The sequence below is a fragment of the Enterococcus sp. AZ109 genome (assembly GCF_051714625.1).
Lineage (GTDB): Bacteria > Bacillota > Bacilli > Lactobacillales > Enterococcaceae > Enterococcus_A.
Map to the genome: position 1 here is coordinate 3,085,940 of NZ_JBIOSF010000001.1, position 10,990 is coordinate 3,096,929.

At 39.2% G+C, this 10,990-nt stretch carries 16 protein-coding genes; all 16 read left to right on the forward strand.

Going from position 1 to position 10,990, the window contains the following annotated elements; genetic code table 11:
* The first annotated feature begins 9 nt into the window (after positions 1 to 9).
* From IGI42_RS15245 to IGI42_RS15320, 16 genes are read left to right on the forward strand one after another with little or no spacing between them, the layout of a single operon-like run.
* A complete protein-coding gene (locus tag IGI42_RS15245) occupies positions 10 to 906 on the forward strand; it encodes a capsid protein (RefSeq protein WP_438716721.1) in 897 nt (298 codons plus the stop codon).
* A gap of 3 nt (positions 907 to 909) precedes the next feature.
* On the forward strand, positions 910 to 1,170 hold the full coding sequence (locus IGI42_RS15250; protein WP_438716722.1) for a hypothetical protein: 261 nt from the start codon (positions 910 to 912) through the stop codon (positions 1,168 to 1,170).
* Positions 1,171 to 1,172: 2 nt separating this feature from the next.
* Positions 1,173 to 1,550: a hypothetical protein gene (locus IGI42_RS15255; RefSeq protein ID WP_438716723.1), complete on the forward strand. Its 378-nt coding sequence runs from the start codon at positions 1,173 to 1,175 to the stop codon at positions 1,548 to 1,550.
* Positions 1,547 to 1,885, forward strand: coding sequence for a hypothetical protein (locus IGI42_RS15260; RefSeq protein ID WP_438716724.1), 339 nt, complete (start codon positions 1,547 to 1,549; stop codon positions 1,883 to 1,885). Before IGI42_RS15255 ends, IGI42_RS15260 begins: the two co-directional genes overlap by 4 nt.
* Before the next feature lie 6 nt (positions 1,886 to 1,891).
* Positions 1,892 to 2,272: a hypothetical protein gene (locus IGI42_RS15265; RefSeq protein ID WP_438716725.1), complete on the forward strand. Its 381-nt coding sequence runs from the start codon at positions 1,892 to 1,894 to the stop codon at positions 2,270 to 2,272.
* A 2-nt stretch (positions 2,273 to 2,274) separates the two neighbouring features.
* Positions 2,275 to 2,682 carry a minor capsid protein gene (locus IGI42_RS15270; RefSeq protein ID WP_438716726.1) on the forward strand — a complete coding sequence of 136 codons (408 nt, stop codon included), beginning with the start codon at positions 2,275 to 2,277 and terminating at the stop codon, positions 2,680 to 2,682.
* 7 nt (positions 2,683 to 2,689) lie between these two features.
* On the forward strand, positions 2,690 to 3,133 hold the full coding sequence (locus tag IGI42_RS15275) for a phage tail tube protein (RefSeq protein ID WP_438716727.1): 444 nt from the start codon (positions 2,690 to 2,692) through the stop codon (positions 3,131 to 3,133).
* Between the two features lie 42 nt (positions 3,134 to 3,175).
* Positions 3,176 to 3,364 (forward strand): hypothetical protein, encoded by a 189-nt coding sequence (locus IGI42_RS15280; RefSeq protein WP_438716728.1) that lies wholly within the window; start codon positions 3,176 to 3,178, stop codon positions 3,362 to 3,364.
* Positions 3,357 to 3,653 carry a hypothetical protein gene (locus IGI42_RS15285; protein WP_438716729.1) on the forward strand — a complete coding sequence of 99 codons (297 nt, stop codon included), beginning with the start codon at positions 3,357 to 3,359 and terminating at the stop codon, positions 3,651 to 3,653. Before IGI42_RS15280 ends, IGI42_RS15285 begins: the two co-directional genes overlap by 8 nt.
* A 49-nt stretch (positions 3,654 to 3,702) precedes the next feature.
* A complete protein-coding gene (locus IGI42_RS15290; RefSeq protein WP_438717060.1) occupies positions 3,703 to 3,984 on the forward strand; it encodes a Gp15 family bacteriophage protein in 282 nt (93 codons plus the stop codon).
* Between the two features lie 15 nt (positions 3,985 to 3,999).
* On the forward strand, positions 4,000 to 7,002 hold the full coding sequence (locus IGI42_RS15295; protein ID WP_438716730.1) for a phage tail protein: 3,003 nt from the start codon (positions 4,000 to 4,002) through the stop codon (positions 7,000 to 7,002).
* Positions 7,003 to 7,016: 14 nt separating this feature from the next.
* Positions 7,017 to 7,358: a hypothetical protein gene (locus tag IGI42_RS15300; RefSeq protein WP_438716731.1), complete on the forward strand. Its 342-nt coding sequence runs from the start codon at positions 7,017 to 7,019 to the stop codon at positions 7,356 to 7,358.
* Between the two features lie 19 nt (positions 7,359 to 7,377).
* On the forward strand, positions 7,378 to 10,359 hold the full coding sequence (locus IGI42_RS15305; protein WP_438716732.1) for a hypothetical protein: 2,982 nt from the start codon (positions 7,378 to 7,380) through the stop codon (positions 10,357 to 10,359).
* A 13-nt stretch (positions 10,360 to 10,372) separates the two neighbouring features.
* Entirely contained in the window at positions 10,373 to 10,585 is a 213-nt protein-coding gene (locus IGI42_RS15310) for a hypothetical protein (protein ID WP_438716733.1), read from the forward strand.
* The gene (locus IGI42_RS15315; protein ID WP_438716734.1) at positions 10,572 to 10,721 is read left to right on the forward strand and encodes a hypothetical protein; all 150 of its coding nucleotides are present in this window, start codon (positions 10,572 to 10,574) and stop codon (positions 10,719 to 10,721) included. Before IGI42_RS15310 ends, IGI42_RS15315 begins: the two co-directional genes overlap by 14 nt.
* A gap of 43 nt (positions 10,722 to 10,764) precedes the next feature.
* Positions 10,765 to 10,989 (forward strand): hypothetical protein, encoded by a 225-nt coding sequence (locus IGI42_RS15320; RefSeq protein WP_438716735.1) that lies wholly within the window; start codon positions 10,765 to 10,767, stop codon positions 10,987 to 10,989.
* Position 10,990: the final 1 nt, after the last annotated feature.

Consider the following 10,990-nt stretch of genomic DNA (forward strand, 5'->3'; position numbering starts at 1 on the left):
GAATGACTTATGGCAGTATTAGAGTATGTAACACAGTTTCACAGTAGAATTTTGGATATGTATGGACATGAATTAACGTCCGATGCACTTTTCCATTCAAATCCAGATATTAACATTATTGGTGCGAAGAATATTAAACTTCCTCGTATTTCTGTATCAGGGTATAAAGATCACGATCGTAATATGCTTGGTTTCAATGGTGGGAACTATTCCAATAGCTTTGAAACAAAAGAATTAGACCATGACCGTGACATTGAATTCTTTATTGATCCTATGGATGTTGATGAAACAAATCAAATCTTATCAATTGCGAACATTCAAGCACGTTTTGAGAAACGCCAGGCAATTCCAGAGCTGGATTGCTACACATATTCAAAACTTTATACTGAGGCGCAGCGAGTGGGTGCTCAAATTAAAACGGCAGCAGTCACACGTGCTAATATTTTAGCGGACTTTGACGATAACTGTGAAAAGTTCGAAGATGCAGGTGTTCCATTGTCACGCTGTATTTTGTATTGTACCGCTGCTTATAAGAAAGAATTGAAAAATGCTGAAGGTATTCAACGCACATTGTCAGTAGATGGCGGCACCAACGGTATTGATCGCCGTGTCCATTCTATGGATGATTTAGGCGAAATCAAAGTTGTTCCTATCGAACGATTCAAGACTGCTTATGATTTTACTGAAGGTTATAAAGCGGATGCGTCAGGTAAACAAATCAATTACATTTTGGTTGATCCTGAAGCGCAAGTATCTCGGGTTAAGTATTCATATATCAATACTTACACACCAGGCCATGACTCAAGAACGGCTGACAAATACTTGTACCAAAACCGCCGCTTCAACGGTACGTTTGCGTTAGATCAAGAATTGAAAAAAGCTTGTATTATTAATGTGGAGGCGTAGCAAATGAAAGCGAAAAAGGAAAACAAAGTCTATACGATTGATGAAACGCAGAAACAGCGATATCTTGATAGTGGGTATGACATTTTTGACGACAAAGGGGTGCTTCTTGAGCATTCCCCTTTAAAATTGATCAAGTATTCTGAATACGACAAGTTGTTGAAAGAAAAGGAAACGTTGGAAAAAGAACTTGCTCTATTAAAAACCCCAAGCACAAAGAAGAAAACCGCAACCACAAAGGATGAAGAGTCTAAAGAAGGTGAGTAGGTATGACTGACCTATATGCTGACAAGTCTTATTACAAAAGTGTATACCAAGGCAAAGTTACAGTGAACATTGGCAATAAATTAAAACGGGCACAGCAGCACATTGATTCGTTAACATTCAATCGAATTGTCGGTCTCGGGTTCGCTAAGCTTACAACTTTCCAGCAAACAGTCATTAAAGAAGTTGTGTGCCTGCAGGTAGATTTTGAGGATGAGAATCAGGAAATGCTTGATTCGATTATGACCTCGTATTCTATCAACGGAGTGTCGGTGAACTTTGGCAGCAACTGGAACGTGGTTATCCAAAATGGGATAGCCATGCAGCGATCCACGTATGAAATCTTGAAACAAACTGGTCTAACGAATCGGGTGATTCGATGAAATATCCATGTTTAGTACCAAAAAAGTTGTGCACTACTCCAATCTTTTTGTCGATTGCTCAAGAAGGTATCTCGGAAGATGGAGAACCTTTGGTAGCTTATGAAGAGGAGCTGACCTGCAACTATCAGGACACAGCAAAAACTATACTAACGGATGAGAAAAAGCTCGTACAGCTTATTGGACGGGCTTTTTTTGTTGGAGATATTGCGCCAGATATTCCTGTTATTAGTAGCGGAGAAGCGACAGTATTCGGGGTTAAGCGTTCTATTGTACAAGGAATGAAAGCTCGCAATCCTGATGGTACCGTCAACTACACTCGATTAGATTTGGAGTGATGACTAGTGAGAGTAAACTCAACTGTAAAATTGAATATGGCTGCAATCAATCGATTGACTAAAGCACAAGTACAGGCGCTCGAGATGACTACTGAAGCGGTGCATACAGAGGTCGTACAAGCTCAAGTAGTCCCGTTTGACCAAGGTACACTTCAAGGCGAAGCCTTTGCAGCTGATTACGCTGATGCTTCAAGAGGAAGGACTAGTTTAGTTCACAGCACACCTTACGCAAGAAGAGTCTATTTCCATCCAGAGTACAAATTTCAGACGAGTACAAATCCGAATGCCAAAGGTGAATGGTTTGAAGACTGGATGCCGGATGGAAAGCACGCCGATTTTGCGCCGGATGCTTTTAAAAAATTCTACAAGAGGATCACGGGGGTGTGAACATGCTTGGTTTAGCAGAGGTAAGAGATTGGCTTAAAACATTCAATATTGGAAAGAACTTTTACATTGGAAAGCTAGATAACAAACAGGATGAGTCAATCGGAGTATATCAACGGAAAACCGAACAGCAACCTCGCTTTGCTATTGGTGGACGAGAGCTTGCTAGTTACGATAAAAAGTCAGTGAGTGTCTTAATCCATTGGAATAAGAACGCTAGAGACACTGAAGATATAGCGCAACAACTGTATTCAGCAATACTAAATAGTAAGTCTGTTGTGATCAACAAGAAATCTATTCAATATATTCAATTATTATCCAACGAGCCTATTGACGTTGGAACAGATGATACAGGCGTTTATGAATGGGTCATTCAATTTGATTTGTTCTATACATTAAAAGAAAGTGAGTGAAATAAATATGGCGGCAAAAACAGGAGTTTATCCCGTTTATGAGAACCAATTTCAAGTGGATACGTCTACTACAGGTGCAGCAACCCTGAAAAACATTGCTGATATGGAAAGCTTTTCTGTTGCGTTTGACAACGGAGTAGAAGAATGGAAACCATTTGATCAACAAGGATGGACGCGCCGATTAATGACTGCAAAGTCTGTTACGATTTCTGTTTCTGGAAAAAGAAATGTCAGTGATGCTGGGAATGACTATATCGCAGCATTAGCTTTTAAAAATGGGCGTGATAGCGAATCTGATTTTCAATGGACGTTTCCTGATGGTACTAAAGTGATGTTTACGGATGCAGTGATAAATATTACCGAATTAGGATCAGGTGATAGTACAGTAGTTGGTCCATTGGCTTTCGAAGTGATGAGTAATGGCAAACCAACTGTGACACCAGCAGTATAGAGGGGCATTAGCTCCTCTTTTTTGTAGATCGGAGGTCGAGTAATGAAATATCGTGTTTTGCAAGCTTTTGTTGATAAAGAAACAGGGCGTGAATACACCGAAAAAGATTTCTATGAAAGTAAAGACGAAAATCGAATTAAGGAATTAAGCACACGTGAAAATCTTGCGAAAGTACCATTGATTCGAAAAGTTGTTGAAAAAGGAGAAAAAGGAGAAAAAAAGAATGGCTAAAATTGTCGATATCACAGAACAATTGAATTTTGAGGATAACCCGAAAATCAAAATCAAAGACGAAGAGCTGGAAGTACACACAGACGCAGCTACCGCATTGAAATTAATGGGGATTGTTGGCGATGGAACGAGTATGAGCATGGAGAGTATTGCAGAAATTTGTCAATTACTATTCTCTGAAGAGAACTTCAAGAAAATTGAAAATATGAACCTTCAATTTAAAGATTTTACCATTTTAGTAAGATCCGCAATGACGTTAATTATAGGAGAAGAAAGCTCGGGAGAGTGATGAACCGTACTATGACTTGTTTGATGATTTCGATTTAATCGTATCGTCTATGAGGACACAGTACGGTCTTTCTTTGTATAGCGCTGAGTTTAAGAACATGAAGTGGAAAGAGTTTAAGGCGTTGATATCAGGGTTAGACAGCGAAACTCCACTGGGCCGCATAGTTCAAATACGCAGTGAAGACGATCCCCAAATGCTGGAACATTTTTCTAGCGGTCAACACAGAATAAGGAATGAGTGGCGTTTGCGTCTTTCAAAAGAAAAGAATCAAGACGAACTTAATCAAGTATTAGAACAAATGAAACAGGCGTTCATAGAGATGGCTGAATGAAAGTAGGTGAAGTATATGGCAGCAGAATCAGTTGGACAGATTGGGCTTGATCTCGTTGTAAACAAAAATGGTTTTCAACGGGAAATGTCTGGTATTCAATCATTTGCGGCAAAAGCAGGAAAAGCTTTAGCGGCAGCGTTCGCTGTGAAGAAACTTGCTGATTTTGGAAAACAAGCACTCGATTTAGGATCTGATTTAACTGAAGTACAGAACGTAGTGGATGTAACGTTCCCTACAATGACTAAACAGGTAGATGATTTTGCAAAAAGTGCTGCTGCTTCATTCGGTCTCTCTGAAACGATGGCAAAAAAGTACACAGGTACGTTCGGAGCGATGGCTAAAGCTTTTGGTTTTGGTGAACAATCAGCTTATGAAATGTCTAGTGCTTTGACAGGATTAGCCGGGGATGTCGCATCATTTTACAATATCAGTCAAGACGAAGCTTATACCAAGTTGAAATCCGTTTTTACTGGCGAGACTGAGACATTGAAAGATTTAGGTATCGTGATGACTCAGAACGCACTGGATGCTTACGCTATGGCCAACGGGATTAGTAAAACAACGAATGAAATGAGTGAGGCAGAGAAAGTAGCTTTACGATTCCAATTCGTTTCTGAAAAACTTTCTTTGGCTCAAGGTGACTTTGCCAGGACCTCCGATAATTGGGCCAATCAGGTTCGGTTATTGAAGCTCCAATTCCAGTCTTTTATGGCCACAGTAGGACAAGGGTTGATTAACTTATTTAATCCTGTACTAAAGATCATCAATAGGCTTATGGAACGACTGTTGACACTTGGAAATGCTTTTAAATCTTTTACAGAGCTGATCACAGGCAAAAAATCAAGCTCTGGATCTGGTATAGCGTCTGAAGCGGCAGGTATTGCTGATGTGTCAAACGGTTTCGAAGATGCAGCAGGTAACGCTGGGGATCTTGGAGACGCTACAGAAGACGCTGGTAAAAAAGCGAAAAAAGCTGCAAAGGATATGCAAGCAGTCTTTGGCTTTGACCAAATTAATAAACTGTCTGATCCATCAAGTGAAGACTCAGACGATGACTCATCTAAGGATTCAGGCTCCGGTATCGGTGATGCAATTCAAGGCGCTGCTGTTGATATGGGGGAACTTGCTGACGGTGAAAGCTTACTAAGCAAAATGGCTAAAGACATTCTCGATCGATTTAAAGAATTGGCAGACCTCTTTTCTAAAGGTTTCAAAGCTTCTTTTAGAGAGGAAGGTCTCGAACGTATTAAGAATGCCTTGGACAGAATTGGTAAGACGTTGCGAGAAATTTTCACCGATGAAGATGTAGTAAGTTCGTTCAATCGGATGTTAGACAAAATAGCTTATGCTCTCGGTCAATTTGCGGGGTCTATAGGAACGATCGGGCTCGGACTGGGTGTCTTTCTAACGGAAAGCATTGCTAACGGTTTAGAACGCCAAAAAGGGCGAATTAAACGAGCGTTAGTAACTATTTTTGATAGTGTTGGAGATATTGCAGAATCTGGTGGCAATATTGCGCAAAACATTGCGGATGTATTTTACGATGTTATGACTTCTGAAGGAGCAATACGAATCGGTAGTTCTATTGTTTCATCTGTATTAAGTGCTGGCGGTGGAGCTTTAGAACTTGGCTTCAAGCTCGCGCGTGACGTAGCGAAAGGCTACGAAAAGTACGTTGAAAAAGTAAAGTTAAATTACACAATTGCTGTTACAGGTACATTAGACGCAATTGCACCTGTATTTGAGACTATTGAAAAGACTATAAACAAACTTTCGGATACGTTGAATGAAGTATATGACAATCACATTCGACCTGTCATTGAAGCCTTGTTTGAAGCGTGGTCTCGAGTAGCTAACGCCTTCTTTAAAGGCTATAACGAACATATATTACCCGTTCTGGAAACGTTGGGTGAAAAGTTCACAACTCTTTATGAAGAGCACGCTAGACCGATGATTGAAAGTCTAGGCAACTTCATAGGAAAGCTCGCTGATGCATTCAAACTGTGGCTGGAAGCCATGACGCCAGTCTTTGAGTGGATGGCTGAAAACATAGCGCCAATTTTAGCACCGATTATTGAATTATTGGGAACTGTTCTGATTGAAGCAATCGGTATAATTATAGATTTGCTCAAAGGTTTATTAGATATTTTATCTGGAATCATTGATTTTATTGTTGGAGTATTCACGGGAGATTGGGAACTTGCTTGGCAAGGTATTAAAGACGTTTTTATAACAATTTGGACTATGATTTCTGATTACGCACAATTTATTCTTGATCAGATAAAAGCAATATGGTCAGGAGTATCAGACTTCTTTACTGAGTTATTCCGTGTAGCTTGGGAAGGAATCCAAATCGTTTGGTCAGGTGTTGTCGAATGGTTTAGGAACATTTGGGAAGAGATTTGCGATGTGTTTTCTTCAGTAGGGGATTGGTTTGGAGACAGATTCCAAGAAGCGTATGAGGCTATCGAGTCTGCGTTCAGCAATATACCTAGTTTTTTCAGTGGAATTTGGGATCAAATAAAGAGCACATTTTCAGAAATAGGAACGATGGTCGGTGAGGCTGTAGGCGGAGCATTTAAAAATATCGTCAACAGTGTATTGAGCTTTGTTGAGAACACTTTAAATAATGGTATTGAGATGATTAACAGTGCAGTAAGTTTCGTGAATTCTTTGCCGGGAATTTCGATGGGGTATATGAATTACGTGAATCTTCCTCGTTTAGCACAGGGTGGATATGTTAAAGCAAATACACCGCAGCTGGCTATGATCGGTGATAACAAACACTACGGTGAAATTGTAGCTCCTGAGAACAAGATGCTGGCTATGGCTAGAGAAGCCGCCGAATTAGCCAATAATGGCGGTAGTAATGCTGAAACAGTAGCGTTGTTACGTGCGTTGCTTGATGCAATACTTTCGTTGAACCTTACCATTGATGGCGAAGAGATCACTCAAATTATTGTTGATAGAATTAACAAAAGAACTATACGAACTGGGGAATCTCAAATTTTAATTTAAGGAGATGAAAGCTAATGAGTGAAATAGTTGTGTCAGGAGTTGTGCTGCCATCTCCTACAGAAATTGGTACTTCTGATGAGGTAATTTGGTCATCTAACACGGGACGTAATGCAAGCGGACTAATGGTAGGTGACCTGATTACTGAAAAAAAAACTGTTTCTATTAAATGGGGATTGCTAACACAATCTGAATTGAACATCATTAAAAACCGATTACCCAGTGGCTTTTTTACAGCTCAAATATTAGGAGAAACCTTAACTGTTTATCGTGGGAATATTCAAAGCGATTTTTTAGGGGAACTAAGTGATGGCATCACTTATTACAGAAGTGCTTCAGTATCTCTAATTCAGCAATAGCACAAGGGGGTGTAAATATTTGCTAAACGTTTCAAGCGACTTCAACAGTGCGTTTAAAAACTCAAAACGTGAGGTTGTCGCAAAAGTGAAAATTAAAAATACAGAATACCTTCCAAATAAGATTAAGGATTTCAAATATTCAACAGGAGCGTTTGGAGGAGATAAGTTCCAAATCGGTTCTGTTGAATCTGCAGTGGTTAAGATTACTTTTACTGAGGTTATCGAGAACTTAAAAGAGTTAGATGAATTGACTGTTTCTGTTGGTATATCTATTCCAGGTAAGCAAATCGAATATGTATCGTTAGGAAAATTTTACATCAATGGTCGAGTTGATCCAGACCGCAACGAGAACAAAACGGTTGTTGAAGCTACGGATGGCTTTGTGTTTATGGAAGGTTCCTATGAGTCTAAGCTGAATTACCCTGCAAAATTATCGGCAGTTGCGTTAGAGATTGCTAATATGAGTGGTACGGTTATTGATCAAGTTTCTTTTAACCATTTGAGCAACTACACGATCAATAAGCCTGAAGGGTACTCATATCGTCAGGCTATTGGGCTAATTGCTCAATATGAAGCTGGATTCGCCTGTTTTGATCGAGATGGGAGATTAGCTATTCGAACACTTTTTGATCCCGCATATCGGATAGACCCCAACGAGTATTATTTAAAAGGACTGACTAAAAGCGAATTGCTTTATCAACCAAAAGGGATCATTTGTAAAGTCACAAAAAGGGTAGGTAATAGTTCCGAAACAACTGTGCTTACTGCAGGTTCCGCTAATGGTGCTCAAGTTGAAGTTGATAATAATTCCATGAATCAGTATCTCTTAGAACAAATTTGGGAAAAAATCAAGAACGTCAATTTCTATCCAATCAGTTTAAAATGGCGAGGAAATCCTGCGCTAGAGATTGGGGATTGGGTAACCATGACAGATCGCTTAGGAAAACAATTCAAATCTCCCATCTTGAATTATTCGATAACTTATGATGGAGGTATTGTTTCAACAATAAGCGCAAGTACAAAAGCTCAATCTCCTAATGTTGCTGTTTTCAAAGGACCACTTCAACAAAAACTTGATGAAATTGATTACAGGTTAGATGCTGCTGGTAAGAACAATGTGTACGACAGTGTAGAAGAACCACAAAATCCAAAAGAGGGAGATATCTGGTTTAGACCGAACGGTCCAGACACTGAACTTTGTATTTATGGTAGAAACGAGAGTGGCGAATTAGATTGGTTAGTAAAAACCACTACTGCGACAGACGTTGAGTTGTTGGAAGCTATCGCAGCTGCAAAAAAAGCTGGGGAAGATGCAATAAAAGTTGGTCAAACAGCTTCCAGCAAGGCGGATAAAGCACAAACAGATGCGAATGCTGCTGTAGAACAAGCTAATGAAGCAATAAGAAAAGCTAACAATTTAGAAGTTGACACAACGAATAGTATTTCTAATTTGACCCAAACAGTTACGACTATTCAATCGACTGTTGCCAACAAAGCGGAGCAATCTCAAGTAACCCAGTTGGCTGGGCAGATAACTAGTGTTGTTGGAGATATTGATTCTATTCTAAATAATGCGCAAGACATTATTCCTTATTTTGAACGTGGCGCAATTGATGGAGCTACGGGTGTTGAAGTAAATAGTTTATGGGTACGATCACCATTTGTGCGGATTAAACCTGGAACTACTTATCTGTTTTTCAACGGAACTGCGGGTACGACAGTAACGAACACTTGTTACTGGTACTGGTATGATAAGGATTACAAGTTTATCAGTCGTACCATATCTTCTAATCCTAATACTGCTCAAGCGCCTGCAACAGCTAGTTTTCTAAGAGTTTGTTTCAACGATCAGACTGATCCAGAAACGATTCAACGGAATGTCATAGCCGGGACTCAGCCTATAAAAATCACTATGATCAATAAAACACAGATTACACAACTACAAAATGCAATTAACTTACGTGTCCAATCTGGAAAAGTAATTAGCCAGATTAATATCAGTCCTGAAACAATTCTTATTTCTGGCAAGAAAGTTCAAATTACGGGCGATACTTTTATCGAAAATGGGGTAATTAAAGAGGCGTCTATTGCTAATGCTGCAATCACTAGTGCAAAAATTGCTGATTTGGCAGTAGGTACTGCGCAGATAAAAGATGCTGCAATTACTAATGCAAAAATAGGAACAGTTTCTGCTGACAAGATTACAACGGGTACTTTGAATGCAGCGCTTGTCAATGTAATAAACGTGAATGCAGCTAATCTGTCTGGTGGTTATATAAGCGCAAATCGTATTGCTGCAAGATCGATTACTGGGGATCATCTTACAATTGACGCTGTTCAAGTTGGTTTTAACGCAATGGGTAATACAATGAGAATCAATTCAACTAGCTTGTCCTTCTACTCAGGTTCTAATCTTCAAGCGAGGCTGACTGAGTCGGGAATGGAGTTTTGGTACGGATCAAGAAAAATTGGTCAGATGGGTGAGAATCAAAAAAGTAATTATCCAAATATCCGGGGAATCACAGTAGATTTAGAGCGAACTGGTGATTACATTTCTTGGGCTTATAGGCAGAATACAACTGATACCTACTATACAACATTGCTAACTCTTGACCCTCGCGGTTCTTTCACTGGCAATTCAGGAATTGTCGCTGGAACAAATCTATATATGTCTAATTACAGTATCCAGCGAGTAAATACTCTTGAATTAAGAAATACTTTAAATTTATCTGCAAATGGTATCAGCATAACAGGACTTGGGGGGTCGCTCAAACTTGGGACAATTTCAGCAAATGGTTATCAGTATGCATATTTAAGTCATGGTGGAGGTCAAGCAGGAATATTTTTCGGAAGTAGTTATTTGTACTTAAATCATGCCGGGTATTTCTATAACTGGGATTCTTATAGAAGATTACAATGGTTCAGAGGTCAGACAGTAAGTATTCCGACAAAGATCCTTACTAATGGTGTAGTCGATGAGTGGGTAACAATAACCTTTTAGAAGGAGATTATATATGACGGAAAGAATAGAGATTTTAGAAGAAGGCGAAATTGAACCAGTTGCAGGCGAAATACCGGAAGTGCAAGAAGGTGAATTCGTAGAAGCAGAAGAACATCATGCTGATTCTTCTATTAAAGACGAATATGATCTTTTGTGGTTTGCTTATAGCAAATTAGTGAAAGAATTAAATCAAACAGAGGAGACTGATATTAATGGAACCAAATAAAATTGTTGAACAATTGGCTATCAAAATAGCAAATTTAGAAATCGAGAAAGCACACTTAGTTGTTCAAATTCAAGAACTTGAATCTAAGGAATCGGAACAGACAGAAATTAAAGAAGTTAAGAAGGATGCTGAGTAATCAGTGTCCTTTTTTGATTGACCAATATAGGGAGGAATAAATCATGACGTTAAAATCAACAAAATCAGTAATGCTATCAGGCAGTTCAGAAATTGATGGTCAACAAGTAATATATCTTAGCGCTAACGTAACAACAGAAAATGCAGGAAACACCACCATCAATCTGAGTGTTCAAAATCAAGAACTTTACAAAGCGAACAAAGAAGAATGTCGTAAGGATATTGATGAATTCACTAAAAAAGTTCGGGAAATCGAGGACACCATATAGG

Bases quoted from the DNA above. Each gene is read 5' to 3' on its own strand.
- IGI42_RS15245 (WP_438716721.1), top strand. From the start codon at position 10: ATGGCAGTATTAGAGTATGTAACACAGTTTCACAGTAGAATTTTGGAT.
- IGI42_RS15250 (WP_438716722.1), top strand. From the start codon at position 910: ATGAAAGCGAAAAAGGAAAACAAAGTCTATACGATTGATGAAACGCAG.
- IGI42_RS15255 (WP_438716723.1), top strand. From the start codon at position 1,173: ATGACTGACCTATATGCTGACAAGTCTTATTACAAAAGTGTATACCAA.
- IGI42_RS15260 (WP_438716724.1), top strand. From the start codon at position 1,547: ATGAAATATCCATGTTTAGTACCAAAAAAGTTGTGCACTACTCCAATC.
- IGI42_RS15270 (WP_438716726.1), top strand. From the start codon at position 2,275: ATGCTTGGTTTAGCAGAGGTAAGAGATTGGCTTAAAACATTCAATATT.
- IGI42_RS15275 (WP_438716727.1), top strand. From the start codon at position 2,690: ATGGCGGCAAAAACAGGAGTTTATCCCGTTTATGAGAACCAATTTCAA.
- IGI42_RS15280 (WP_438716728.1), top strand. From the start codon at position 3,176: ATGAAATATCGTGTTTTGCAAGCTTTTGTTGATAAAGAAACAGGGCGT.
- IGI42_RS15285 (WP_438716729.1), top strand. From the start codon at position 3,357: ATGGCTAAAATTGTCGATATCACAGAACAATTGAATTTTGAGGATAAC.
- IGI42_RS15290 (WP_438717060.1), top strand. From the start codon at position 3,703: ATGAGGACACAGTACGGTCTTTCTTTGTATAGCGCTGAGTTTAAGAAC.
- IGI42_RS15295 (WP_438716730.1), top strand. From the start codon at position 4,000: ATGGCAGCAGAATCAGTTGGACAGATTGGGCTTGATCTCGTTGTAAAC.
- IGI42_RS15300 (WP_438716731.1), top strand. From the start codon at position 7,017: ATGAGTGAAATAGTTGTGTCAGGAGTTGTGCTGCCATCTCCTACAGAA.
- IGI42_RS15310 (WP_438716733.1), top strand. From the start codon at position 10,373: ATGACGGAAAGAATAGAGATTTTAGAAGAAGGCGAAATTGAACCAGTT.
- IGI42_RS15315 (WP_438716734.1), top strand. From the start codon at position 10,572: ATGGAACCAAATAAAATTGTTGAACAATTGGCTATCAAAATAGCAAAT.
- IGI42_RS15320 (WP_438716735.1), top strand. From the start codon at position 10,765: ATGACGTTAAAATCAACAAAATCAGTAATGCTATCAGGCAGTTCAGAA.